19 protein-coding genes are annotated in these 25,680 nt (G+C 58.8%); 4 read left to right on the top strand and 15 right to left on the bottom strand.

The genetic code is table 11. The features are described 5' to 3' along the window. Positions 1–116: 116 nt before the first annotated feature. The 11 genes from BLW36_RS06665 to pgi form a co-directional block, all read right to left on the bottom strand. On the bottom strand, positions 117–833 hold the full coding sequence (locus BLW36_RS06665) for a SapC family protein (RefSeq protein ID WP_091386330.1): 717 nt from the start codon (positions 831–833) through the stop codon (positions 117–119). Positions 834–1,258: 425 nt separating this feature from the next. Then, positions 1,259–2,239 carry a cupin-like domain-containing protein gene (locus BLW36_RS06670; RefSeq protein WP_170833141.1) on the bottom strand — a complete coding sequence of 327 codons (981 nt, stop codon included), beginning with the start codon at positions 2,237–2,239 and terminating at the stop codon, positions 1,259–1,261. A gap of 37 nt (positions 2,240–2,276) precedes the next feature. Further along, complete coding sequence (locus tag BLW36_RS06675; protein WP_091386334.1) at positions 2,277–2,990, bottom strand: SapC family protein; 714 nt, start codon at positions 2,988–2,990, stop codon at positions 2,277–2,279. Positions 2,991–3,096: 106 nt separating this feature from the next. Then, positions 3,097–5,730 (bottom strand): TonB-dependent receptor, encoded by a 2,634-nt coding sequence (locus tag BLW36_RS06680; protein WP_091386336.1) that lies wholly within the window; start codon positions 5,728–5,730, stop codon positions 3,097–3,099. Between the two features lie 422 nt (positions 5,731–6,152). After that, positions 6,153–7,589, bottom strand: coding sequence for a pyruvate kinase (gene pyk, locus BLW36_RS06685; RefSeq protein WP_091386338.1), 1,437 nt, complete (start codon positions 7,587–7,589; stop codon positions 6,153–6,155). Between the two features lie 78 nt (positions 7,590–7,667). Beyond that, positions 7,668–8,699, bottom strand: coding sequence for a type I glyceraldehyde-3-phosphate dehydrogenase (gene gap, locus BLW36_RS06690; protein ID WP_091386340.1), 1,032 nt, complete (start codon positions 8,697–8,699; stop codon positions 7,668–7,670). Between the two features lie 85 nt (positions 8,700–8,784). Continuing rightward, entirely contained in the window at positions 8,785–9,411 is a 627-nt protein-coding gene (locus BLW36_RS06695; protein WP_091386342.1) for a bifunctional 4-hydroxy-2-oxoglutarate aldolase/2-dehydro-3-deoxy-phosphogluconate aldolase, read from the bottom strand. Positions 9,412–9,432: 21 nt separating this feature from the next. Next, positions 9,433–10,143 (bottom strand): 6-phosphogluconolactonase, encoded by a 711-nt coding sequence (gene pgl / locus BLW36_RS06700; protein WP_091386345.1) that lies wholly within the window; start codon positions 10,141–10,143, stop codon positions 9,433–9,435. A gap of 33 nt (positions 10,144–10,176) precedes the next feature. Beyond that, positions 10,177–11,634: a glucose-6-phosphate dehydrogenase gene (gene zwf, locus BLW36_RS06705; protein ID WP_091386347.1), complete on the bottom strand. Its 1,458-nt coding sequence runs from the start codon at positions 11,632–11,634 to the stop codon at positions 10,177–10,179. A 52-nt stretch (positions 11,635–11,686) separates the two neighbouring features. Then, on the bottom strand, positions 11,687–13,504 hold the full coding sequence (edd, locus tag BLW36_RS06710; RefSeq protein WP_091386349.1) for a phosphogluconate dehydratase: 1,818 nt from the start codon (positions 13,502–13,504) through the stop codon (positions 11,687–11,689). Between the two features lie 24 nt (positions 13,505–13,528). Then, complete coding sequence (gene pgi, locus BLW36_RS06715) at positions 13,529–15,193, bottom strand: glucose-6-phosphate isomerase (protein ID WP_091386351.1); 1,665 nt, start codon at positions 15,191–15,193, stop codon at positions 13,529–13,531. 347 nt (positions 15,194–15,540) lie between these two features. Here pgi and BLW36_RS06720 point away from each other — a divergent pair, with 347 nt between their 5' ends. Continuing rightward, complete coding sequence (locus tag BLW36_RS06720; protein ID WP_091386352.1) at positions 15,541–16,587, top strand: LacI family DNA-binding transcriptional regulator; 1,047 nt, start codon at positions 15,541–15,543, stop codon at positions 16,585–16,587. 137 nt (positions 16,588–16,724) lie between these two features. Here BLW36_RS06720 and BLW36_RS06725 read toward each other — a convergent pair whose 3' ends face one another. From BLW36_RS06725 to nagK, 4 genes are read right to left on the bottom strand one after another with little or no spacing between them, the layout of a single operon-like run. Then, a complete protein-coding gene (locus BLW36_RS06725; protein ID WP_091386354.1) occupies positions 16,725–18,065 on the bottom strand; it encodes a sugar MFS transporter in 1,341 nt (446 codons plus the stop codon). 52 nt (positions 18,066–18,117) lie between these two features. Continuing rightward, positions 18,118–19,242, bottom strand: coding sequence for an N-acetylglucosamine-6-phosphate deacetylase (nagA, locus tag BLW36_RS06730; protein ID WP_091386356.1), 1,125 nt, complete (start codon positions 19,240–19,242; stop codon positions 18,118–18,120). 19 nt (positions 19,243–19,261) lie between these two features. Continuing rightward, positions 19,262–20,305 carry a glucosamine-6-phosphate deaminase NagB-II gene (gene nagB-II / locus BLW36_RS06735; RefSeq protein WP_244506153.1) on the bottom strand — a complete coding sequence of 348 codons (1,044 nt, stop codon included), beginning with the start codon at positions 20,303–20,305 and terminating at the stop codon, positions 19,262–19,264. 17 nt (positions 20,306–20,322) lie between these two features. Beyond that, positions 20,323–21,270, bottom strand: coding sequence for an N-acetylglucosamine kinase (gene nagK / locus BLW36_RS06740; protein WP_091386359.1), 948 nt, complete (start codon positions 21,268–21,270; stop codon positions 20,323–20,325). A gap of 736 nt (positions 21,271–22,006) precedes the next feature. Between nagK and BLW36_RS06745 the strand changes: the two genes are divergently transcribed. The 3 genes from BLW36_RS06745 (at position 22,007) to BLW36_RS06755 (ending at position 25,645) form a co-directional block, all read left to right on the top strand. Further along, positions 22,007–23,272, top strand: a complete 1,266-nt coding sequence (locus tag BLW36_RS06745; protein ID WP_170833142.1) for a phosphate ABC transporter substrate-binding protein — start codon at positions 22,007–22,009, stop codon at positions 23,270–23,272. A 141-nt stretch (positions 23,273–23,413) separates the two neighbouring features. Next, positions 23,414–24,274: a DUF6279 family lipoprotein gene (locus tag BLW36_RS06750; RefSeq protein WP_091386363.1), complete on the top strand. Its 861-nt coding sequence runs from the start codon at positions 23,414–23,416 to the stop codon at positions 24,272–24,274. 96 nt (positions 24,275–24,370) lie between these two features. Continuing rightward, complete coding sequence (locus BLW36_RS06755; RefSeq protein WP_091386365.1) at positions 24,371–25,645, top strand: aspartate aminotransferase type Ic; 1,275 nt, start codon at positions 24,371–24,373, stop codon at positions 25,643–25,645. Positions 25,646–25,680 lie beyond the last annotated feature (35 nt).

A 25,680-nucleotide genomic window follows, 5' to 3' on the forward strand; every position in this document is an offset into this window, starting at 1 on the left:
TGACGAGGAAAACAGGTAGGACATGAAGGAATCAGGGCTCCATGGTGCGGCGAACCACGACATGGAGCTCAGGGCGCGCCGACTCAAATGGCCGTGCGCGCCGCCGCGGGTGCGGCTTAAACGCCAGCCTGAAGTTTGGCCAGACGCGAGAACTGGTGCAATGAACCCAGCTGCGCGTACAGTGCCGGCAGGAAGCCGCGCTTGCGGAAGTCGGCAAAATCCTCTTCGCTCAGCTCGCCCAGCTTCTTCTCGTCGACGATGTAAATACCGCCCAGGTTGATCTTTTCCTCGCCCGCGTTGACCGCGACATTCTGCGAGGTCAGCAGATCTTTCTCGACCAGAACGTTGACGAACGCCTTGGTCATCTGGTCACTTTCCAGATAGCCAACCAGGGCTTCCTTCTTGGCCTTCAGGTAGTCGGTTTCCTCGCCGGTCTCGGTAAACAGGGCGTTACCCTCCTCCTCGCTCACCAGCGGGCTGTTTTCCAGCAGGCCGACCATCAACTGATCACTGTCTTGCCCGGCCGGAGCCAGCACAAACGGGTGGTTGCGGATGGCGCCGGGCACGAAGACTCCCAGCCACTTGTCACCATCGACGAACAGGTTCTCGCCGGCCTTCAGTCCCATCAGCGCAACCGACTGAAACTGATCGGTGTCAGAATTCTTGACAAAAACAATCGGGTATTCAGCAGCCAGACGCGCATACTCATGCGCGGTAACAGGCACCATGTGGCTACCCTTGACATGCTCAAAGGTCCCCAGCTCGCGGATCTTCACTTTGCTGTGGGCATCGCTACGCAGGGCGACAACTTTGGGGGACTGGTTCTCAGACATACAACACTACCTAATTTAGTTATTAGCTGATTATTATGCTCAGTGGGTCCACAGTATATTTGCCTGCTTGCAAAAGAAAAGTGTTTATCGGCAGGTATCGTCAGCCAGTTGCGCCTGCCACCGGGCAATTGACAAGCAGGCCTCTGGCTACCGCAGATTCGAGCATAGAGGTCGCGCCTATGGCTCGGGGGGCTCAGAAATTATCCCTGCATCTCGGTATGCGTGCTTCCTCTTCCGCATCCACAAAGGCGACATTTCCCGACCGAGCGTTCATTGGTGTTACCGTCAGCAAGGCACAGCCGCTATCCGATAAGGGGTCCGGGGATCAATGGCAGAAGCTTATCGAGCCTTGCAATGACTACGGAAGGACGCCCTGCCCCAACCGGGAAAGCCCCACCATAGACGGTGCATAGCTTCCCGCTTGTCTATTCATCGGGGTTTAGCCTGGCCGACAGATAGGTTTTCAGTTGCCGCCTGTGTATTTCCGTCACCCCTCCCAGGACACCGCGCATATTTGCCGGAATATGTTCCGCCGGATTGCCGCTTTTGCGGAACACCAAGTAGTCGAAGATCTCACTCCAGGCTTTGAGCTTTTCCGGGGACAGGGCATGGGTTGCCAACAGAGCATGCAGAAGTGCATCAAATACTGAGTCGGCACCGGAGTCACCGCCTATTGCACCGCCCTGCCAGTAGTTTACGAGAACATTAATATCACTCAGCGCTTCGACCTGGTGCCACCACAGCGTGGGGATAAATATTGCATCCCCCGGACGCAGCTCCGCGAATTGTGCCGCGGTGTGCGCTTTGCTGAATTTTGGATAGCGGGCCAGGTCCGGCTCGATTCCCATCAGCGTGGTAGGTGCACCCGCCGGAGTATGATCGATCGGTCCGATGTACAGATTCTCTATTTGCCCTGTCGGAAACAGGGTAAATCTGCGTCTCCCCATGGCGACACAGGCAATATTGTCAGCATCGTCGAAATGCGCCCCCACACTGCCCTGATTGCCAATCCAGATTCTGGGCCTGACGGCGGGATCAAATAGCGGCATCGTCAGCCTATTGGCGAGTTTCGGAAAAATCTCATCGATAAAGGTGCTCTGCAGCGCCAGTACCATGACGCTATCGAGCGGCACCAATTGTTCCAACTTCTCCACGAAAGCGGCGAACGCCATATCCTTGCGGGAAAAATTCAGACGGCCGGATTGCTGTGAATAGCCAATACGGCCTCGCTCCTTTGCCGGCGCCTCAACGACGCGGATCCTCCCGGGGCGTTCGTCCCGGCCCAAATCGCGCAACTTCTCCAGGGCATCCGCGGGCGAATCGGCCAGTATCGGCCAATCCGCCACCAGACCACGAATCACGACCGGTGTCTGGGTACTGAGATATTCGTCTTCAAACCCGGACAAGTCGCAAGATTTAATCTCATCTATTGGCCGCATCTCCCTAGCCGCCCTGTTTTGCCTTCAGCTCCAGGATCCGGCGAACCTGGCCCAGCGAGACCAAGTGGGCATATACAGCACCGAAATAGTTGCGCTGGTGCATTTCAAGCACGGAAGCTTCATCCAGATCCCGTACCGCCTGTTCAGAAACACAAAAGATTCCGGAAATCTTGCGATCCTTACCATCGACCTTGAACATAAGCTCCCGCTGTTCGAGAAGATTCTTGCTATCCAGAAACTCGACAAAGACTCGCGTCTCCGCCTCATTGCGTGCGTGCTCGCTTAACAATTTTTTCATCGAGTTGACAACCTGGGATGGGTTGCCATCTTCATCAAACAACGGCTGTCCGAAGTCCCTGGAGAATTTCTTCGACAGTTCATTGATGCACAGGGTCATCTCTCCAGTATCTCCGTTGCCGGCGATATAGAATGGATACCGCCTGATATCGAGGGGAATATAGGCGGAGTTACCCTGCCCATTTGTGAACACTACATTCTCTCCTTCCTCTACCCCCAGCATTCCCGCACAACGGTAATCGCCGGTTGCACCATCTTTTACAAAAATAGTCGGAAAGCTGTTAGCCGCACTGATTAATTCACTCGCGGCCAATGGGACCAACTGCTGGCCAGCCAGATGCTCAAATTCAAAGCCTGGCCGTATACGCAACTCCCGATGTTCATTCGAATCGAGAGCAACAATATTTCGCTCAAAAGTCATATTCCTACCCAGCTATCGGCATATTGATATTCGGACAACCTGAAAAACCAGAAAAAACTACAAAAAAAGCCGGGCGAAAGCCCGGCTTTTTTTGTGCTAACAACGCTTAGAAGTCGTAGCGCGCACCGATTACAAACCGGCGTCCATTCTCATACAGAGACATCAGACGATCTTCGTAATCGCTGTACTCAACGATCTGCTCATCGGTGAGGTTAACCGCTTCAAACGTTAGCTGTGCGTTGTCAGTAACGCTGTAGGAGAAGCTCGCATCCCACTGGCCGTAGGCGTCGTTGGAGAGCGGGTTACCGTTCCAGTGAAAACCTTTGCTCCACTCGGAGCGATAGTTGTACATGAGGCGGGCACCGAAGGTGTCGTTCTCATAGTAACCCATCAGGTTTGCCATGGTATCGGAGATACCGACTACAGTATCTTCACCGGTGCTGGTGTAGGTATAGTTGGCCTGCAGACCAAAACCGTTGTCGAAATCGTGCAGCACGGCAAGTTCGACACCAGCCACCAGGCCGCCCGGACCATTGACGTCACGGGAAAAGTCGACATCTACGTAGCTGTCGCTCTGCTCGTCATAGCGGGCCTCGGTGTAGGTTTCCTTGGCCAGATAGCTGTGATTCTTCTTCACGAAGGTAGTTGCGGAGAAAGCGGAAACATCGCCGTAATACCACTCGTAAGAGACATCCAGCTGGTCGGCAATAAACGGCTCCAGGAATGGGTTACCTGACTGGCCCTGAGGATCCGGCGCATTCAGAGAACCGAAAGTCTCAAATGCGGAAATCTGGTTCCAGTTTTGACGGGCCATCACCCGGGCAACCGCGGTGCGAACCACCATGTCATCGTTCAGGTCGTAGGCAATATTGAAGCTCGGTAGGAACTCACTGTAGTCATTGTCTTCAGTCACCCACTCGAGATAGGCCGGATTCAGCCAATCGCGGTCGATGGTTTTGAAGCCCCAGGAATCGCTGCTGAACTCGTAGCCGGAAGAGGCCTGATCGGTTGTTACGTAGCGCAGACCAAAGTTACCGCGGTAGCGCTCGCCCTCGAATTCCGCCTGCGCGTAAACAGCGAAGATATCCTCTTCTACCGCCCAGATATTGGCCAGCTCCAGAGACCGGGCGTAATCCGCCGGGACGCCGTTCAGGCCACTAAACGCAATTTCTTCCATTACGTCGCGAACCTGTTTGACCACGTTGGTCGCGTTACCGGCAACCGGAGAATCGATGTTCACGGTACCACCTGAGTTCAGGTCACAGCTGGCCAGGGTCGGACAAGTATTGAAGATGTATTGCAGGTATACCGGCCACTCAGAGGCCAGGTCCTCGTTACCGGCAAGAGTTCCGGGACCATGCCAGCTGTACACGGTGCGGTCCTGGGTACGCTCTGCACTGCGAGACTTGATACCGGTCTTGATAGCAGTGAAGGCACCGGCGTCGATCGGCAGTTCCAAATCGACCTGGAAGTAGGTCTCTTCGTCTGTGGTGGGCTTTTCGCCACCCCAGATCCAGCCGGCACCATAGGCCTCGGCATCGTTCGGAGCGGGATTGGTAGTCAGTGACGGCTTTCTCAGATCGAAAGCATAGTCACCACCGGTCCAGCCATACTCCCAAGAGGTCTCGCGGTAGGTACCGCCCTCCGCAGAAGTCTGGCCAGCCACCACGTCCAGGCTGAACGCATCGGCGTCATACTCGGCTGTCAGGGTATAAGACTGGGACTCGGAAGAAGAGACACGGTTAATCCAGTTAACCACACCGCGACCTGCACCGCTGATCTCGGACGCGACAACACTGGAACCGCTCATTTGACCGTTTGCAACATGTTCTAGGGCATTGTCACCGGCAAATACCAGCCAGTTTCCGTTCATGTTGTCGGCGTTTACGCTGGTATCGAGGGCATCGAGGGTGAACAGCAGCTCATCGGTGGCACGGAACTGGGTGGACACGAAAATGGTCTCGCGCTCGCGTTCCTGGTAGAAAGTCGGCGCACCCATGGTTCCCGGGACCATGGTTCCCGGAGTCGCCTCATCGGTCCAGGACAGCACTTCGAAGCCGGAACGCTGTACGGTGCGGTCCTGCTTGGTCGCAGCAACCAGGATACCGAACGTTTCGCTGTCGTTTTTCCAGGAATACTGGCCCGATACGCTCGGATCGAACTCTTCGGAGCTCTCGGAGTAAACGCTCTCTGCGGTTATAGAACCCTCACCCGCATCCAGGTCGAGTGGACGGTGGGTGCGAACGTTTACGGTACCGCCCAGAGAACCTTCATCCTGGGAGGCCTGCGGGCTCTTGGAAACTTCAAGCGAGGAAATCAGTGTTGACGGCAGCAGGGTGAAGTTAAAGCTGCGAGCCGGGTTATCCAGAATAAACCAGTCCGCGGTACCAACGGATTGGCCATTCAGGGTCGTGCGGTTGTAATCGGGACCGGCACCGCGAATAGAAACCTTCTCACCCTCACCGAATTCACGACTAACCGCGACACCAGTGATGCGTGACAGAGATTCAGCGACGTTCTTGTCCGGGAACTTGCCCACGTCCTCGGCAGAGATCGCATCGACGATTCCTCCAGCATTACGCTTGGTGCTGAGCGCGTCCTGCAGAGAACCGCGAATACCGGTAACGGTAACCTCTTCGAGGGCCTCACCACTGGTCTGGGCAACTGCCAGCGGGGCCACCAGGCCACCGGTCAGGACAGCCGCACTGATGGAGAGTGCGAGTTTGTTGCGATTAAGCATCGATTTCCCCTTCCTTTTTTATTGATATAAAGATTTGGTTTGAAATTTTTTATCACCTTGTACCGCCAAATGATAGCGCTGTCATTTCCATTTATGATAGCGCTGTCATTTCCGTGAAAAACAATACACAGAAAAAAAATAAAAAGCTACAGGTTAGGAAGCGATTTAACTTGATATCCGTTTATCTGGACGTATTTGACGCCAACGGGCAAAAATCCAGCTGAAACAGCAAGTTAAGGAATTGTCGGGCGAGACCAGTATCTACGCCAAATTGTCATGAATGACAGCAAGGCGGCGGATCAACCGCAGCTTTCTGATTAATTATTAACCGCAGTGAAAAGTAACTGGCAACGAAAGGCCGACAGGGGGAAGCGGTTCCGCCCCTCCCCCAAGGGATCAGGGCAGAACCCATTGATTAACAATTACTCAATTTCTTTGATGCGCATCGAGCTCGTATGGCCGTTTACATTCAGGCGTTCGCCCTGGGTAATCAGAATACGCTGGCCTTTTTGCAGGTCGAGGCGCGAACCCAATACTTCCACGATCGATTCCGTCAGGTGGCCGAGGGGCACGGATGCCGGATCGAACTCTACCGGCTCGACGCCGCGCAGTAACACCAGCTGGCGCGCGACACGCGGGTGACGGGTCAGCGCGTAAATCGGCAGCTGGGTGGTGGCGCGGGACATGATACGCGGCGTGCGCCCTGACTCGGTCAGCGCCGCGATCGCGCACAGGTTCTCTACCCTCGCGGCCACGTCAATGGCGGCCTGGGCGATCACTGTGTCGATGCGGACAGACGCACTCTGGTTGGCTGCCGGGCGCGGCACACTGCCGAGATACTGTTCGGCACCTACGATGACTTCGCTCATGGACTCGACTGCGGCTACCGGGTAGTCGCCGGCGGCGGTTTCCGCGGACAGCATCACCGCATCGGTGCCATCGAGTACCGCATTGGCCACGTCCATGACTTCGGCGCGGGTCGGTGTCGGGCTGGTGATCATCGACTCCATCATTTGGGTCGCCGTGATCACGCCGCGGTTCAGCGCGTTGGCGCGGTTGATCAGTTTCTTCTGCACCCCGATCAGCGCCGGATCGCCGATCTCGACACCGAGGTCGCCGCGGGCCACCATAATCGCATCCGATGCCAAGATCAGCTTATCCATCTGTTCGTCGTTGCCCACCGCTTCGGCGCGCTCCACCTTGGCGACAATCGCCGCCTGGCTGCCGGCCTCCTGCATCGCGCGGCGGGCGGTTTCCAGGTCGTCCGCACAACGCGGAAAACTGACCGCGAGGAAATCCACTTCCAGTTGCGCCGCCAGTTCGATATCCCGGTAATCCTTTTCCGTCAGCGCGGGCGCAGAGAGGCCGCCACCGAGCAGGTTGATGCCCTTGTTGTTGGACAGCTTGCCGCCCTGCAATACGCGGCAATAGAGCTTGCGTGGCGTGGTGCCGGTCACTTCGAGGCGGATCTTGCCATCGTCCAGCAACAGGATATTGCCGGCCTTGCAATCCTTGATCAGGCTCGGATAGTCGACACTGACACGGTGCTGGTCACCGCCTTCCGGCGGGCAGTCCAGATCGAGCGCAAACTCGCTGTTGTTTTCCAGCCAGATACTGCCCTCGGTGAAGCGGGCAATTCGTATTTTCGGTCCCTGCAAATCGCCGAGCACCGCAACCAGCTTGTTCTGAGCTACGGCGGCCCGGCGCACTTCCTCGACGCGGCGGCGATGATCTTCGGCGGAGCCGTGTGAAAAGTTCAGGCGCACAATATTGACACCGGCGCGGACCATTTCCTCGATGACATGCGGCTTGTCGGTTCCGGGGCCGAGGGTGGCGACGATTTTGGTATGGCGAATCATAGAGTCCAGCTGGAAATTATTGTGAAAATTTAAGAGCTTTGCCCTCCCATTCAGGGAGGGCTGTACACGTGATAAAGCTTACGCGGATTCCGCCACAAACTGATTAAGCTGTAGTGCTTCCGCCATCGCGAGGCTGGTATCGAGCATACGGTGGGAGAAGCCCCACTCGTTGTCATACCAGGCCATGACCTTGACCAGATTACCATTGACGCGGGTGTGGTTGGCATCAAAGTGACTGGATGCCGTGGTGTGATTGAAATCCACGGATACCAGCGGCTGGTCGCAGTAGGTCAGTACACCACTGGTTTCCGCAGCCTCGCGCATGATGCGGTTGACTTCATCCACGGTGGTTTCGCGACCGGCGATAAACTGGCAGTCCACCAGGGACACATTGCTTACCGGAACACGTACCGCCATACCGTCCAGGCGACCTTTCAACTCGGGCAGCACCAGGCCCACTGCCGCGGCAGCGCCGGTCTTGGTGGGAATCATATTGTCTGCGGCGGCGCGGGCGCGATAGATATCCGCGTGCACCGCATCCTGGGTGTTCTGGTCGTTGGTGTAGGCGTGCACCGTGGTCATGAAGCCGCGCTCGATACCCAGGGCACGGTGCAGGGCCTTGGCCACCGGTGCCAGGCAATTGGTGGTACAGGACGCGTTGGAAACGACCTTGTGCTCCGCGGTCAGCTTGTCATCGTTCACGCCATAGACGACGGTCAGGTCGGCATCCTTGGACGGGGCGGAAATCAGCACCGCCTTGGCACCGGCGGCAAGATGCGCGGATGCCGAAGCCTTGTCGGTAAAGCGACCGGTACACTCGAGCACCAGATCGACACCCAGCTCACCCCAGGGCAACTTGGACGGATCGCGCTCCTGGCACACCTGCACGCGATCGCGACCAATCAGCAGCGCATCACCATCCACCTGTACCTCGGTGTTGAAACGGCCGTGGATAGTGTCATAGCGAGTCAGGTGTGCATTGGACTCCACCGGCGCCAGATCGTTGATGGCCACCAGCTGAACACGGTCACTGTAGCCGGATTCGTAGATCGCGCGGGTGACATTGCGGCCGATACGGCCATAGCCATTGATGGCAATTCTGATTTTCATCTCACTTTACCTTCATTATTTGAATTTGGTCATTCCGCCGGGAATCCACCGGTCCGTCGGGGCTCCCCTCCCGTGCTCCGACCGTTTACTTGAGCGCGGATGCCACCTTGGCCAGGCGAGTGATTTCCGCCCAGTTCCCCTCCCGTACCAGGCCGGCAGATGCCATCCAGGAGCCACCCACGCACACCACATTGGAAAGCGCGAGGTAGTCGGCGGCGTTACCCGGGCCTATGCCACCGGTGGGACAGAATTTCACCTGCGCCAGCGGACCGCCGATAGACTTCAACATCGGCACGCCACCGGCAGCCTCGGCCGGGAAAAACTTCTGGTAGCGATAGCCGCGCTCCAGCAGGCGCATCACCTCCGACGGGTTGGCGGCACCCGGCAACAGCGGCACATCGGACTCTGCCGCCGCGTCGAGCAGCTGCTCGGTCGAGCCCGGACTGACCATGAAACTGGCTCCGGCATCCACCGAACGGCGCAGGTCATCACCGTTCAGCACGGTGCCGGTTCCCACATGCGCATCCGGCAGGTGTTTCGCAATCTGTTCTACGGCGCCCAGCGCCGCTTCCGTGCGCAGGGTCACTTCGAGTACGTTCAGTCCCCCTTCTACCAGCGCTTCGGCGAGTGGCAGTGCATCTTCAACTTTTTCTATGACCAGTACCGGGACTACGCCAGCCTGCTCCAATACTTCGGCGAGTTTTTTTTGCATCAGTAAATTCCAGATTATTCGTTAAGGCGCCCAGTAAACGGTGACCGGCTTTAACCCCTGCTTGAGAATACTGCGCACGGGCATCTCCAGCTCGTCGCTGCCAAGCAGCGCCTCGCGATACACTTTCAGTTTCTCGTCGCCGGTAATGAGCAGTTTGATATCTCGCGCCTGCAGAATGCCGGCCAGAGTCAGCGTCATGCGTTCGGTGTGAACTCCTGTGACCTCACTCTGTCTGGCGGTAATGGCGCTGCACAGTTGTGCGGAATTTGGGTCCAGTGCCGCTTCCAGGCCCGCGGCGTGAGGAAACAGGGACGCGGTATGCCCGTCACTGCCCATGCCCAGCACGCAGACGTCAAAGGGGTTGGGCAATTCGCCATAGGCGCGCTCACAATCGGCCTGACCTTCCACGGCACTGGCGTGCGCAGTTTTCATGCCGAGAAACGGCGCTTCTGCGGCACAGTTCTGCAGCAGGCACTTTTCGATGAAAGCCTGGTTGCTACCGCTCTCCGTTTTTTCCACCCAGCGCTCATCGACCAGGGCAACGTTGATCTGTGACCAGGGCAGTGGTCGCTTGGACAGCTCCCGGTACACCGGTTCGGGCGTGCTGCCGCCCGAAACCAGGAAGCTCGCCTGTCCTCGCTCCTTGATACCTTTTTGCAGATCACGGGCGCAGTCATGGGCTAGCGCCTGCACCAGGCGCTCGCGATCTGAAAAGAATTTTTCTTCTACCATGCAATTTTCCATTTACCTGAAAGCAAGGTTTTACTAGGGGTTAAACCAGTGACGACCGTCGCGAGCCAGTAACTCGCTGGCGGCCTGAGGGCCCCAGCTACCGGCACGATACAGGTGTGGTTGACTGTTGGTCTCACGCCAGTAATCAATGATCGGATCCACCCAGGACCAGGCTGCGGCGACTTCGTCGCGGTGGATGAACAGCGCGGAATTATTGGCCGCGGCATCCAGCATCAGGCGTTTGTAGGCATCGCTCCGGAAGCTGTCGTAGGTATCGGACAGTGTCAGGTTCAGCTCTGCCGGCTGCAGTTCCGTAGTCAGGCTGTCCATCTTCTTCGCCATCAATACCAGTTTGATGCTCTCTTCCGGCTGCAGGCGGATGACCAGGCGGTTTGGAATAATGTCGCCGGCGGATTCGTCGTAGACGCGGTGGGACACTTTCTTGTACTGAATCACGATCTCGGCGCAGCGCTTTTCCATGCGCTTGCCGGTACGCAGATAGAAAGGTACGCCGGCCCAGCGCCAGTTATCGATATGTGCGCGAATTGCGACAAAGGTTTCCGTGTTGCTGCCCGCGGCTTCCAGCTCTTCCAAGTAACCGGGCACCAGCTGGGTACCGAGCCCGCCGGCCACGTACTGACCGCGGACAACATTTTTGTCCACGCCTTCGCCAACCAGGGGGCGCAGCGCTTCCAGCACCTTGATTTTCTCGGCGCGAATATTCTTCGCGCACATCTTGTTCGGGGATTCCATCGCGATCAGGCACAGCAGCTGCAACAGATGGTTCTGCACCATGTCGCGCAGCGCGCCGGTATCATCGTAAAAGCCCGCCCGCCCCTCGAGGCCAACCGTTTCCGAGATACTGATCTGGATATGGTCGATGGTGCTGGCGTCCCACAGGTGCTCAAACAGCACATTGCTGAAACGCAGCGCCAACAGGTTCTGGACGGTTTCCTTACCCAGATAGTGGTCGATACGGAAAATATTATTTTCCGGGAAGTAGCTGGCTATCTTGCTGTTGATTTCATCGGAGGTCTGCGCGTTGTATCCGAGGGGTTTTTCCACCACCACGCGCGACTGCTCATTGATCAGCCCCTTCAGTGACAGGTTTTCGCAGCAGGGACCGAAGACCCCCGGCGGAATGGCCAGGTAGAACAGGCGTCCGCGCGCTTCGTCGGCGCCGAGAATGTCGGCCAGCTGATCCCACTGCTCGTCAGGCACGGCAATATCCAGCGCTACCGGGCGCAGCAGCTGGCTGAACTCTTTCCACACCGAATCGCTGTACTCGCCGTCGCGGAGGTGTTTTTTCAGTGCATCCTGGGCTGTGTCCAGGTACTGGTCCGCATCGTCCTGACGGCGGCATACCGGCAGAATGCGACACCCTTCGGCCAGGCTGCCTTCCATATGCGCGCGGTACAGGGCCGGGATCAGCTTGCGTAATGCCAGGTCACCGCCGCCGCCAAACAACACCATATCAAATGGATTTGCCATAAATTTTGCTCTGGTTTTGTCTTTTCTTGGATGCTCTAAGCACACCGTGAAATTAGTAGAGAATGCTCGCACCGCTCTCGGCGCCGCTGGCGATTGCCCGCATATTGGCAAACAGCTCGCGGCCCATCCCCCTGGCGCTCTCGGACAGATCGCACTGGGCGGGTTCCCGCGCCGCCAGCTCTGCGTCGTCCACATGCACCCGCAGAACGCCCGCCTCGGAATCCAGCTCGATCAGATCACCGTCGCGCACTTTCGCGATGGGGCCACCTTCGACCGCCTCCGGTGACATGTGGATAGCCGCCGGCACCTTGCCGGAAGCACCGGACATACGCCCGTCGGTCACCAGCGCCACCTTGAAACCCCGGTCCTGCAGCACACCGAGGGTCGGCGTCAACTTGTGCAGTTCCGGCATACCGTTGGCGCGCGGCCCCTGGAAACGCACCACGGCAATAAAATCTTTTTCCAACTCGCCGGCCTTGAAGCGCTCCAGCAATTCGTCCTGACTGTTCAAAACGATGGCCGGCGCTGTCACCTTCAGATGCTCCGACTTCAACGCGGATACCTTGATGACGCTGCGGCCGAGGTTGCCGTCGAGGAGCTGCAGACCACCGTGGTGCGAGAAGGGATCGCTCACCGGGCGAATCACGTCCGGATCGCCGCTCTCCTCGGCGGTCGGGCGCCAGACGACACCGCTCTTGTCTTCGCTGAGGAAGGGATCGTCGCAGTACGGCTGCATGCCGGAGTTGCCGAGTACGGTATGCACGTCGTCGTGCAGCAGCCCCGCACCCAGCAATTCGCGAATCAGGTATTGCATACCGCCGGCGGCGGCAAAATGGTTAATGTCGGCGGTGCCGTTCGGATATACATGGCACAGCAGCGGCACCACTTCAGACAGCTCTGCCATATCCTGCCAGGTCAGCTGGATACCGGCCGCGCGGGCCATGGCCACCAGATGCAACGTGTGGTTGGTGGAACCGCCCGTAGCAAGCAGGCCGACAATACCGTTGACGAAGGTCTTCTCAGTCAGAATCTTGGCGATCGGGGTGTGTTGGCTGGGCTCGGTAATCTGTACCAACTGCTTCACCGCCGCTTCGTTCAGCGCGGTGCGCAGTTCGGTGCCGGGATTGACGAAGGAGCTGCCCGGTAACTGCAGGCCCATAATTTCCACCAACATCTGATTGCTGTTGGCCGTACCATAGAAAGTGCAGGTACCCGGACTGTGGTAGGAGGCGCTTTCCGCTTCCAGCAATTCCTTGCGACCCACCTTGCCCTCGGCATAGAGCTGCCGCACGCGCACCTTTTCCGCGTTGGAAAGACCGGTGGGCATCGGGCCCGCCGGCACAAATACCGCCGGCAGGTGGCCGAAGGCCAAGGCGCCGATTACCAGCCCGGGAACGATCTTGTCGCAGATACCGAGGAACATGCTGCCCTCGAACACATCGTGCGACAGGGCAACAGCGGTAGACATCGCAATCACGTCGCGGGAGAACAGGCTCAGCTCCATACCCGCGCGCCCCTGGGTCACGCCATCACACATGGCCGGCACACCCCCGGCAACCTGGGCAGTGGCGCCGTTGCGGGCGGCCGCCTCTTTCAACAGCTGGGGATAGGTGCCGTAGGGCTGGTGCGCCGACAGCATGTCGTTGTACGCAGTGACGATGGCCAGATTGGGACCGCGCCCCGACGCGATCAGGTTCTTGTTCTGATCGGACTCGGCGGCGATGGCGTGGGCGAGGTTGCCGCAGGACAGGCGGCTGCTGGCGCGCCCGTCAATATGCGCCTTTTCGACTTGCGCCAGATACTGCGCACGGGTTTCCTCGCTGCGCTCTATGATTCGCTCGGTAACTGCTTGAACCTTGCTGTGTACCATAACCTTTCCATTTTATGCTGTTCGTTAGCCGGCAAATTCCAGCGCCGCAGCACCGGCCGTCACCCGCCTGTAAAAGTTGATCAGCCCGGCAGTGGATGCGTCCTGATTGCGAAAATCACCGCTATCCAACTGTGGTTGTAGTGCCGAGGCCAACCCTTTGCCCAGTTCTACGCCCCACTGATCAAAAGAATAAATTTGTAATATGACGCCTTGGGCAAAAATCTTGTGCTCATAAAGCGCGATCAATGCGCCCAGGGAATGCGGATCAAGCTTTCGCAACAGGATCGTGTTGCTGGGCCGGTTTCCGCGATGCACCTTGTAGGGCGCCAATTTGCGAATCTCTTCGGCTCGCAGCCCTCTGGCCGCCAGCTCTTTTTCTACTTCTTCCCGGCTGACACCGTTCATCAATGCCTGGCTCTGGGCGAACATGTTCGCCAACAGAATTTCGTGATGGCCCGGCAGCGGGTGTCCCGGGGTAACGCTGCCGATAAAGTCCGCCGGCACCACTTCCGGACTCTGGTGCAGATACTGGTAAAACGCATGCTGACCGTTGATACCGAGCATGCCCCATATTAGAGGGCCGGTTCCGTAGTCCGCCTCCTCCCCTGCCCTGGTAGTAGATTTTCCATTGCTTTCCATTTCCGCCTGCTGCAGGTACGCCGGCAACATATGCAACGCCTGCTCGTAAGGCAGAATCGCGTGCGCCGGATAGCCCATAAAGGTGCAGTACCAGAGACTGACCAGCGCCATCAGCACCGGGGCATTTCGTTCCAGCGGCGCCTGCCGAAAGTGCCGATCCATAGTGGCGGCCCCGTCGAGCAGTGCGCGGAAGCCCTCGAAACCCACGGCCATCGCGATGGGCAGCCCTATCGCCGACCACAACGAGAAGCGCCCGCCTACCCAGTCCCAGAACTGGAAAATGCGTTGCGGCGCTATACCGAACGCACAGGCTTTTTCCGGGCTGGCGGTCACCGCGACAAAGTGCCGCTGCAACACCACCTCCGGGGACGCCACACTGCCGAACCAGTCCAGCGCACTGCGCGCGTTGGTCATCGTCTCGGTGGTCGTGAAGGTCTTCGAAGAAACCACAAACAGGGTTGTCTCCGGATTCAGCTGCGCCAGGACGTCATGCAACTGGGCGCCGTCGACATTGGAGACGAAGTGAATACGCACTTCGTCGCGACGATAGGCCCGCAGCGCCTCGATCACCATCTCGGGACCGAGATGGGAGCCCCCGACCCCCAAATTGACGACATCGGTGATGCGCCTGCCAGTACATCCGGCCAGGACGCCATTATGTAGTAAATTTACAAACTCTTTCAAGCGCTGCAGCTCACTGTCGACCAGAACATCCACCGGAGCCCCGCCGACCTGCAGCGAGCCAGACAAGCCGCCGCGCAGCGCGGGATGCAGAACCGGGCGCCCCTCCGTGCGATTGATGGGCGCACCGGCAAACAGCTGATCGCGCCAACCCTCCAGGTCCGCGTCGCCGGCAAGCTGTAACAAATTTACAAGAACTTCGTCATCGATCAGGTTTTTGGAAAAGTCGAACAGGAATTCCGGCAACTCGACGGAAAAGCGCGCCGCGCGCTGTGGATCGTCATTGAAAAGATCGCGCAGCTGGCGGCCGTGCATTTTTTCGGCCAGAGAATTGAGACGTCGCCAGCTGGGAAACTGGGTAATATCCATGAGAGCCCCCTAGATTGCGGGTGCCGACAATGGGAATCGGACACCGGTTATTGTTTTTGCAACCCTGCCCGCCACTCCAGAACGGAAAATGACAGCGTTGTCATACCGAAGAAAGCCTCCCACAGCGAGACAGCGCTGTCAATTTGAATTGTAGTTAGTTTTCACGATCTGCGGCGGGGCGGCAGGGGACTGAGATGCCCAAGTCCCACCGCTAGCGCCGCGCAACAGAAAAGAAATGGCATTTGCTGATAAAATGCCGCCTTCGGCCGATAAGACCTCTGCCCTTGCCGCATCTGCAACTGGCGGCCCGGCACACAGAGGCTTTTAAAATAAGGACAAGCGCCTAGATGAAAGTCACCATCAACGATGTCGCCGCTATGGCCGGCGTCTCCATCAAGACCGTATCCCGCGTGATCAACAACGAACCCTCGGTGCGTCCCGCCACGCGGAAAAAAGTCATGGACGCCGTGGCCGCGCTGAACTACCAGCCCAATCTGGCCGCACGCAATCTGGCCGGCACCCGCTCCTATACCATCGCTTTCATCTACGACAACCCGAACGCCTATTACGTGATCGATATGCAAAACGGCATCCTCGAGGCATGCAAGGCGCGCGGCTATGAGCTGCTGATTCATCCCAGCAATTCCAAGTCTGCATCAGTCCACGATGAACTGAAGAACCTGGTCGAACATTCCAAGATCGCAGGACTTGTACTGACCCCGCCGTTCTCCGAAACCCAAGCGGTTATCGACACGGTCAAGTCGCTGAACGTGGACTATGTGCGTATCGTTTCTGCCGCGGCAGCGCACGACGACGAGGAAAACTGTATTCAGGTCGACGACAGTGCGGCCGCTTACGATATTACTCAGCACCTGTTGGGACTGGGTCACAAACGCATCGGCTTTCTCTGCGGTGGCGAGGAACACGTGTCCACCCACGGCCGCCTCGACGGCTACCGCCGCGCCCTCGAGGATGCGGGCCTGCCCGTTGAGGAGAGCCTGATCCTGAAAGGCGAATACTCCTTTGACTCGGGCGTGACCGGCGCCAAGAAGCTGTTGCAATCCGACAATCCGCCCACGGCCATATTTGCCAGTAACGACGAAATGGCTGCCGGCGCACTGTTCGCCGCGCGCTTAATGCATTTTGAAATTCCGGAGCAGCTGTCCATCGTCGGCTTCGAGGACAGCCCCTTCTCCCGCCAGACGTGGCCGAAACTCACCACTGCCCACCAGCCCAATAACGAAATCGCCAAATGCGCCGCGGCGCTGGTCCTGAGCAAGGCGCGCGGCAAGAGCGCGGCGGAAAACGGCAAGGCGAGCAAGGAGGCGGGCATCCAGCGGGAATTCACCCCCACACTGGTGGTCAGGGACTCCAGCGGTCCGGCACCGAAGTAACCAATTTCCTATCTGCGCGCGAATGCTGCTTCGGCACCTGCAGCAAGCCAGGTTGCGCGCATAAAAAAGCCCTCAGGAAGAGGGCAAGATGACGAGAACCAGAGAGAAAAACAACAGACGGGTCACATCAAAAAGTATCAATTCCAGCTGCGCAGCTTGTGCCCCTTCAGGGCGTAGAACAGGATGAAAATATAAGCCGGTATCGCTATCACATAGGCGAACTGACCATCGCCGGTATCGGCAAAGTGGCCGTACAGCGGCGGCAGGATCGCGCCGCCGGAAATTCCCATAATCAGCAGTGCCGCGCCCTTGGAGGTGAACTTCCCCAACCCTTCCAGCGCCAGCGGCCAGATCGCCGGCCAGCACATTGCGTTGGCAAATCCCAATAGCGCGACGAAGAACACCGCATTCGGAATCTCCGGCAAACCGAACAGCGACAAGGTCGCCGCGGAGAAAGCCGAGCTTTCCAGAGAGCCGGTCATCACCAGGAAAGTGAAGGCAATTCCCAATACGGCGGAGATCAACAACGCAGTCTGCTGGCTGATAAAGCGCGGAATAGCAATGGTGCCGTAAATGTACCCGAGCACCATGAAGATCATCGTATAGGAGGTCAGTACGGACGCCGCCGCGGTGTCCATGCCCGCCTGCTTGCCCAGCAGACCAATAGCGTCACCGGCGATCACTTCGACACCGACGTAGAAGAACAGCGCCAGAGATCCCAGCACCAGCTGCGGAAACTTCATCAGCCCGGACAGCGTAACCGCGGCATCTTCCTGCCCGGCGAGCGCCTCATCGTCGATATTGGGCAACGGAGCAAACGTCATGGCGACGGCGAGCACAGCGGCGAGAATCGCCATGCCGATGTAGGGGTTGACCAGCTGGCCCGCCAGCTCATCGAGTTTGGCATCCTTGGCGGTCGCGGACAGCGCTGCCAATTCAGACTCAGAAATGCCGGTGATGCCGGCCATCACGAGTACCGCAAACACCCACGGCGCCACGATACCGGCACCCTTGTTCAGCAGTCCCATGATGCAGATACGCACCGCCGCGGTTTCGCTGGAGCCCAACTTGACCACGTAGGGATTGGAGGCAGTCTGCAGAACAGTCAGGCCAGAGCCCACGACAAACTGCGCCAGTAGAAAAACACCGAACAGACGGCTGTAAGCGGCGGGAATGAAAATCAGTGCCCCGACCCCCACCAGCGCCAGCCCGAGCGCCATACCATTCTTATAGCCGGTGCGCTCGATGATCGCCGCCATCGGCAGCGCCATGACGGTGTAAGCAATATAGAAAGCGGAAGCCACCAGCATGGCCTGGAAGGCGGTCAGCTCACAGATGGTCTGCAGAAACGGAATCAGGGCACCATTCAACCAGGTGACAAAGCCGAATATAAAAAACAGCAAACCAATAATCGCCATCGGCAGCAGGTTGCTTTTTGGCCCACTGTGAGCACTTTCATTGATAGCCGCGGTTTCCATAGGAGTACCTTCTTATCGTTATGGTCTTATCTTTATATTCGCTTGGCGGAAGTCAGTGCGGATAGACTACCCTGCCACCTATCCAGGTCTTCACAACCTGTAATTTCTCATCCAACAGAATCAAGTCCGCCGGCGCACCGGCTGCTATGTTGCCCCCCTGCACGCCGAGGAACTGTGCCGGGTACAGGCTCGCCATGCGCAGGGCTTCCGCCAGCTCCACACCGCACCAGTCGCTGATGTTGCGCACCGCACTGGCCATGTCCAGGTGCGAACCGGCCAGCTCGCCGGTGGTGGAGGTGAGCCTGTCGCCCTCGCGTGTTACCACTCGGTCGAACAGCGGGAAACTGGTTGCGTCGCTGCCCACCAGCGACATCGCATCGGTCACCAGCATGATCTTGCCGCGCGGCTTGGCCTTCAGCGCCAGCGACATGGCCTCGGCACACACGTGGTGGCCATCGGCAATCAGCCCACACCAGGCACCGTCGCTGATCAGCGCGGTGCCCACCATGCCCGGTTCGCGCGACTGCAGTGGCGACATCGCGTTATACAGATGAGTAAAGCCGGTGGCGCCGGCCGCGAGCGCGGCGGCGGCGGTTGCGCCGTCGGCATTGGAATGGCCGAGGCACACCTTGACGTTCAGCGCCACCAGCTTGCGAATATCGTCCGGCGACACATTTTCTGGTGCCAGGGTAACCACCTTGATTCCCAGGTCATCACGGGCGTAAATCGCCAGCTCATCGTCGGTCAGCGGGCGGATAAATTTTTCTTCGTGGGTGCCCTTCTTCGGCGCACTAAGGTGCGGGCCCTCGAAGTGCACGCCGATAACACCGGGAACGCGCTCGCGCATGGCTGCACTGACCGCATCGGCGGCCTGCCGCATGACATCCACCCGGTCGGTGATCAGCGTCGGTAAGAAACCCGTGGTACCAAAACGCGCGTGCGCCGCACTCATCTTGCCCAGCGCATTGACGGTCGGGTCGTTGTTAAACAGCGCACCGCCACCGCCGTTCACCTGCACATCGATCAGGCCTGGCGCCAGCAGACCGCTGAGCCGCTCGGCAGTGACGGAAATCTCGCCGCCGACGGACTGAATACGGCCGTCGTCGCCAATGGTCAGCGGAATATTGCGGCGAATCTGTTCGCCGTCAAAAAGCTGCTCCGCGATCAGTGTGCGCACTGGAATTCTCTCCGGTTTGTCAGCGGGTCTGGGTGACTTTCTTCAGGCCAGCCGGCTCATCCGGATTGATACCGCGGCTGACTGCGACATGGGCGACATCGATATAGAAACGCTGCAGCAGCGCCAGCGGCGCCACGCGCGGATGCACGCCCTTGCTCGGCACATGCAGATTCACCAGGGTGCCGCCGCGACGAATGATGTCGGCGATCTGCTCGCTGTGCGCCTCGAAGGATTCATCCTCGATCGGCACATTGACCACGGTCAGCTTCTGCTCGACCAGTGTCACCGGGCCGTGCAGGAATTCCGCACTGGAGAAGGACTCTGCGTGGATATTGCAGACTTCCTTCAGTTTCAGCGCCAGCTCGCGGGTGATGCCGTAACCGGGACCGCGGCCGAGCACCACCAGGTTTTTCACTGCCGCCAGATCCTCCGGACGCAGTTGGATGTCGGAATCCACCGCCTCGGTGAGGGTTTGCGGCAGACTGTTGACGGCGTCGAGCAGTGCCGGATCTTCGGTCCAGTTGGCCACCAACTGTAATACCGCGGACAGGGTGGCCAGGTAGCTCTTGGTCGCGGCGACTGCTTTTTCCGGTCCGGCCTTCAGCGGCACCACCAGGTCGACCACATCCTTGATCGGCGCGCTTTCATCGTTGACCAACGCCACGGTATAGGCACCCGCCTCTTTCGCCATCCTGGCCTGGGCGAGAATGTCCGGGCTGCGACCGGACTGGGAGATCACCAGTACCAGCGCACCTTCCAGCTTCAACTTGCGGCCGTACACGCTGGAGACGGATGGCGCCGCGGCGAAAGTGGGCGTCCCGGTTTCGATTTCGATCAGGTACTTGGCAAATACGCCGGCGTGATCGGAGGAGCCGCGCCCGACGATCATCACGAACCTGGGCGGCTCTCGGCGCAGTCGTTCACCCAGCTGCGCCATGGTGGCGGCGTTGCCCTGCAGTTGCTCGGCAATGCGTGCAGGCGCCTCGCGGGCCTCGGTTTCCATCACAGTCATAGCCATAACGCTATCCACCTGGGTTGTCTCGGCGGGAGTTGCTGCAGTCATAAGAATCTCGGCTTCCGTTATCCAAACAGGGCTTTCGTATCGGCTTCCTCGGTGACCGACCGCGTGTCGCTGCTTTCCTGCGCCAGCGACTGTTGCGCGAAGTAGACGCAGCCGATTTCCGGCGCATCCAGTGGCTCAGCCAGGCGCTGCACCACGTGCGGCGCCAGCCAGGGGCGCAGACGCGGCGCCAGGCCGCCGATCATCGACAGTCGCGGCGGCTTCAGCTCCAGCAATTTGTCGGCCAGGTCGCTGATATAGGCGGCACCATCACGCACTATCGCCACCGCCACCGGATCGCCGGCCTCGGCGCATTCGATGACCGGCACCGCAAGGCGTGCATAGTGGCTGGAGGATTTGCCGCCGATCTTCTCGAATACTTCGTTGGCGTCGTGGGCATCGAGTGCCTTCAGCACCTCGCCTTTCAAGCGGGAATCCTCGGCCAGGCCATCCAGTGCCATCAGCACGTACTTGACCGCCTCCATGCCCATCCAGGCACCGCTGCCCTTGTCACCGTGCGGAAAACCGTGACCGCCCACCAGCTTGCCCTGCCCGTTCACCCAGGCATAACCGCAGGAACCCGTGCCGGCAATGATCACGGCGCCGTCACCGCCACGATGTGCGCCGAGGCAGGCAGAGTGCTGATCGGTGGTGAGGTACATTTTCTTGAAGGGATGGGCCCAGGAGGCCATTTCATTGTAGAGGCGCGGCATGTTGACGCCGGCAAGGCCGACGCCGGCGACCAGCTCGCCGAGGGTTTCCGGGGGCAGCTTGGCGTCTGCCAAGGCCAGGGCGGCGGAGCGCACGATGGAGTCGATGGTCTGAGCGTAGCCGTGTAACGGGTTGGCAGGTCCGGCCACACCGGTACCGAGGACCCGGCTGTCGGCGTCCACAATAGAGGCGCGGCATTTACTGCCACCGCCATCGATACCAATATAAAGTGTGTCCCTATCTCTCAAAGCAACCATCTGTACCGGCCTCTAAGATTCTGTATTGTTATGTGTCTTTACCGGGCTTCCCACTACATTTCCCCCGGGAAGCCGGCCGGCGCGCAGAGGGCGCCAGTGCCAATATAGGAGGGATACTACAGCAGCAATGACAGCGTTGTCATCTCATTTGGTAAAAAAACACAATGGAAGCCGTCTCCGCGGCTGCAGTCGGCCCTAAAAAGACCGATTTCCCATTCGAAGACATCGAAGTATAAAGGCTGATAGCGGTCTCGCCCACCGGCGTCCTGAACCTGGCACGGCCGTGCACGACTACTCTGGTCCAAGATGAGTGCAGCGCGCTCTGCACAAGTTTCCGATCATTGCGACCGGCAAAGTGCATAGGGGATTTTCGCCGCAGTGCCGACGCCATCCCGACCACGAGTGGTCGCCAACCAGTGCATACAGAGTTAGTGCAGACACTCCGAAACCTAGCTGCTAAAACTGCGCAGTCATTACCGCCAGCCTGTAACAAATATGTCACATTTTTCTGCGATAAAGCGCCCGCCCGGAATGGCGCTCTGAAGTTGAGCGCTGCCCGCACGACACGAACCGCCAGCCGTTCGGACTGAATCTTTCAGTCTGCAGCAACACAACAACGAATACGGCGGAATTCGTGCCGAATACTTCCCTACAAGGATGCAAGCGAGAGGTTATCTAAATGGGGGGCTTGTCCATACGCGCTGTTGCGACTGCGCTTCTTTGTTGCCAACTACTGGTGACACCAGCACTGGCGGCAGAATCAAAAACGCTGTTCCGCCTCACCGGCTCCAACACCGTCGGCGCCGAGCTGGCCCCGCGACTGGTGAAAGGCTATCTGCACAGTCTTAAAGCCACCGACATAAAACAACGCAGCGACGACGAGCACCACTGGATCAGCGCCAGGCTGGACGGACACGCTGTAGAGGTGCCCATCGTCGCCCTCGGTTCCAGCACCGGGTTCAAGGCATTACACAGCGACAGTGCCGATATCGGCATGGCCTCACGCCAGATCAAACAAAAGGAATTGGAAATGCTGGCGCGCTTCGGCAATCTCACCGGCGCCGAGGCGGAGCATGTGATCGGTCTGGATGCACTGGTTATCGCCGTTCACCCGCGCAACCCGATCGGACAGCTCACCATCGCGCAGCTCCGGCAGATTTACAGTGGCGAAATTCTCAATTGGGCCGAACTCGGCGGCCCGGACCTGCCGATCCGCCCCCTGCACCGGGATATCGAATCCGGTACCCGTGCCACTTTCGACCGGGAAGTATTTGGTGGCAGTCAGCCTGCGGCGGGCAATGTTTACGAGGTTTCCGGCAATGCAGAGACCCATCAGTTAGTGCTGCGCCAGCCCGGCGCAATCGGCTACTTGCCCTTCGCCGATGCCACAGACGTAAAGAAAGTGGCGATCAAGGCCGGCGACCTGGCCGCCGTGATACCCGACCGCGGCATCATTGCCACCGAAGATTTCCCGCTGACCCGGCGCCTGTATTTGTACAAGAACCCCAGCCAGTACAAGCCGCACGTGGACAGCTTCCTGCAGTTCGTCGAGTCACCCACAGGGCAGGAACTGGTCGCGGAAACGGGTTTCATCAACCTGACACCGGTGGCGCTTAAAATGACGCCCTACCCCAACGCGCCCGAAACCTACCGGGCACTGATGGAAAAGGCGGAACGCCTCAGTATTTCTTTCCGTTTTGCCGACGGCAGCTCGGAACTGGACAGCCGCGCCCTCAAGGACCTGCACCGCCTGGAGCAGTATATGGACAATGCCGACCGCGAACTCAGTCTCACCCTGGTGGGCTTTTCCGATCAGAAGTCCAACAGCAACATCACCGATATCATTTCCCGCTTCCGCGCTCTCAAAGTCCAAGGCGCACTGCTGCGGGATCACCAGCTGGGTGACAGCAGAATCCTCGCACTGGGGGCTTTTGCGCCACTGACAGCGGATCGCGAACAGGCACCGATCAAAAACAGCCGCGTCGAGGTGTGGATTAACTAAGCAAGCTCTGATTCAGCCCGTGATATCCCTCGTCTGCAGAGCGGTTCACAATATTGCGCCGCCAAAGTTCCCGGTGCGGTTCGGCTATGCTAATGATTGGCCCGACAGATCCTGCAGGCCAATGATCATAGGGAAGCGTGAATGGCGGCGACGGAATTACTGCGGCGATCGTGGCGCACGGCCACGCTGTTTCTGGTGCTGCTGTTCCTCAGCAGCTGCTCCAGTATTCAGTTCGCGTACAACCAGCTGGATCTCTGGATGCGCTGGCAGATCGATGATTATGTCGACTTCACCAGCACGCAAAAGGGCCAGCTGCAGGGTGCCCTCGACAGCTTCCACCACTGGCACCGCCAGACCCAGCTACCCCGCTACGCCGACTACCTCTCCCAACTCGCCGACGAGGTCGACGAGGGCCAGCTGCAAAAAGTAGAGCTGGCCTCAATCGAGGATCAGGTACGAGCATTCTGGGATACCGCCAGCACCCAGCTCTACGACCTGCTGCTGCCGCTGGCCGCGCAACTGAGCGATGCGCAGATTGATGAACTGGAGCAGAACCTGCGCGAAAAGCGCGAAGAGTCGCTGGAGAAGTGGCAAAAGTCTCCGGAAAAAATTGAGCGGCGCAGAAAGAAGCAGATTCGCAAGCAGAGCGAACGCTGGCTCGGCTCCCTGAGCGCCGAACAGGAGCAAATGATTGCCGACTGGGTCTCGCACGTGGCCTACAACCCGCTGCTGCGCGACAAGCAGAGGGAGATCTGGCAGGCTCGCTTTGTCGATCTGCTGCGCCGCAAGCCCGACGGCTACCTGGCGCAGATGCGCGACCTGTTGCTGAACCCGGAACAGCTCTGGCCCGATGATTACCGGCAGATGCAGGAGCAGCGGCACCGCCAGGCCCGCCAACTGAGCCATAAAATTCTCGCGAGCACCACCGAGGCACAGCGCCGACACCTGACCAGAACCCTGCGCGAATACGCGCACGACTTTCGCGTCCTCGCTACACAATAAGCGGCCCGCAAAGCCGTTTTTATCGCCGAGACAGCTGACGAATCCCACCTGCGGCTGCTAAGCTCGCCGCTTCCATTGATCAGACAGGGGAACCTCGTGCGTATCGACTCCGCCACACGCGACCAGTTACAGGAATGGGAAAAGGAACTCAGCGCGCAGTACCAGCGCATCTGCCAGCATGAACTGAGCCTGGATATCACCCGGGGCAAACCGTCGGCAGAACAGTTGCATCTGTCCGACCGACTGGACGGCATACTGAATGGCGACTTCCGTGCCGCCGACGGCACCGACACCCGTAATTACGGCGGCCTGGAAGGCCTGGTCTGCGCGCGCGAGCTGGGCGCGGATATCCTGCAGGTACCCACCGAGGAGGTCCTCGCCGGCGGCAACAGCTCCCTGACCCTGATGTACCACGCAGTATTGACCGGTTACCTGTTCGGCTTCGCCGGCAGTAAACCCTGGCGGGAGCTGCAGTCACCGAAGTTTCTATGCCCGGTACCCGGCTACGATCGCCACTTCTCCATCTGTGAACAACTCGGTATCGGTATGGTGACTGTGCCGATGACCGACAGCGGCCCGGACATGGACGCGGTGGAGGAACAGATTCGCAATGATCGGGACATCATCGGTATCTGGTGCGTGCCGAAGTTCTCCAACCCCACCGGCGTTACCTACAGCAAGGAAACCGTCGACCGCCTGGCGCAACTTGGACAGTTCGCCAATCCCGGCTTCCGCATCTTCTGGGACAACGCCTACGCGATCCACGATCTCGAGCAGCAGGTCAACCTGCCCAGCATTCGCGCCGCGACACAGGAACATGACACCGCGGATTCCGTCCTGCAGTTCGCCTCCACGTCTAAAGTGACTCACGCCGGCGCCGGCGTGGCCTTTGTCAGCGCCAGCACTGCCAATCTGGCGTCACTGAAGAAGCAGATGCAGGCCATGACCATCGGCCCGGACAAGGTAAACCAGCTGCGCCACTCGCGTTTCTTCGCCGAGTTCACCATGCTGCGGGAACATATGCAGAAGCACGCACAGATACTGAAACCGAAGTTCGAGTGCGTATTGAATCAGCTGGAAAGCGCCTTCGGCGATTCGGACCTGGGCGGATGGGAAAAACCCAAGGGCGGTTATTTCGTTTCCTTCAATACCCGCCCGGGCTGCGCCGCGGCGGTGGTCAAACTCGCCGCAGACGCCGGCGTAAAGCTGACACCGGCCGGCGCGACCTTCCCCTATGGCAAGGACCCGGAAGACCGCAATATCCGTATCGCCCCGAGCTTCCCGCCGCTGGAAGAACTGGATACGGCCATGTCGGTGTTCGTGCTTTGTGTGAAGCTTGCCAGCGTGCGCCAGCAGCTGGAGAAACTCTAACGGAAAAGAACGGCGGAACTTGACGCCGAGCCCCT

Source organism: Microbulbifer marinus (genome assembly GCF_900107725.1).
In the GTDB taxonomy this organism is placed as follows: Bacteria; Pseudomonadota; Gammaproteobacteria; order Pseudomonadales; family Cellvibrionaceae; genus Microbulbifer; species Microbulbifer marinus.

Bases quoted from the DNA above. Each gene is read 5' to 3' on its own strand.
- pgi (WP_091386351.1), bottom strand. From the start codon at position 15,193: ATGGATATTACCCAGTTTCCCAGCTGGCGACGTCTCAATTCTCTGGCC.
- BLW36_RS06750 (WP_091386363.1), top strand. From the start codon at position 23,414: ATGGCGGCGACGGAATTACTGCGGCGATCGTGGCGCACGGCCACGCTG.
- edd (WP_091386349.1), bottom strand. From the start codon at position 13,504: ATGGTACACAGCAAGGTTCAAGCAGTTACCGAGCGAATCATAGAGCGC.
- zwf (WP_091386347.1), bottom strand. From the start codon at position 11,634: ATGGCAAATCCATTTGATATGGTGTTGTTTGGCGGCGGCGGTGACCTG.
- BLW36_RS06675 (WP_091386334.1), bottom strand. From the start codon at position 2,990: ATGACTTTTGAGCGAAATATTGTTGCTCTCGATTCGAATGAACATCGG.
- pgl (WP_091386345.1), bottom strand. From the start codon at position 10,143: ATGGTAGAAGAAAAATTCTTTTCAGATCGCGAGCGCCTGGTGCAGGCG.
- nagK (WP_091386359.1), bottom strand. From the start codon at position 21,270: ATGGTTGCTTTGAGAGATAGGGACACACTTTATATTGGTATCGATGGC.
- BLW36_RS06725 (WP_091386354.1), bottom strand. From the start codon at position 18,065: ATGGAAACCGCGGCTATCAATGAAAGTGCTCACAGTGGGCCAAAAAGC.
- BLW36_RS06680 (WP_091386336.1), bottom strand. From the start codon at position 5,730: ATGCTTAATCGCAACAAACTCGCACTCTCCATCAGTGCGGCTGTCCTG.
- nagB-II (WP_244506153.1), bottom strand. From the start codon at position 20,305: ATGACTGCAGCAACTCCCGCCGAGACAACCCAGGTGGATAGCGTTATG.
- gap (WP_091386340.1), bottom strand. From the start codon at position 8,699: ATGAAAATCAGAATTGCCATCAATGGCTATGGCCGTATCGGCCGCAAT.
- BLW36_RS06695 (WP_091386342.1), bottom strand. From the start codon at position 9,411: ATGCAAAAAAAACTCGCCGAAGTATTGGAGCAGGCTGGCGTAGTCCCG.
- pyk (WP_091386338.1), bottom strand. From the start codon at position 7,589: ATGATTCGCCATACCAAAATCGTCGCCACCCTCGGCCCCGGAACCGAC.
- BLW36_RS06720 (WP_091386352.1), top strand. From the start codon at position 15,541: ATGAAAGTCACCATCAACGATGTCGCCGCTATGGCCGGCGTCTCCATC.
- BLW36_RS06665 (WP_091386330.1), bottom strand. From the start codon at position 833: ATGTCTGAGAACCAGTCCCCCAAAGTTGTCGCCCTGCGTAGCGATGCC.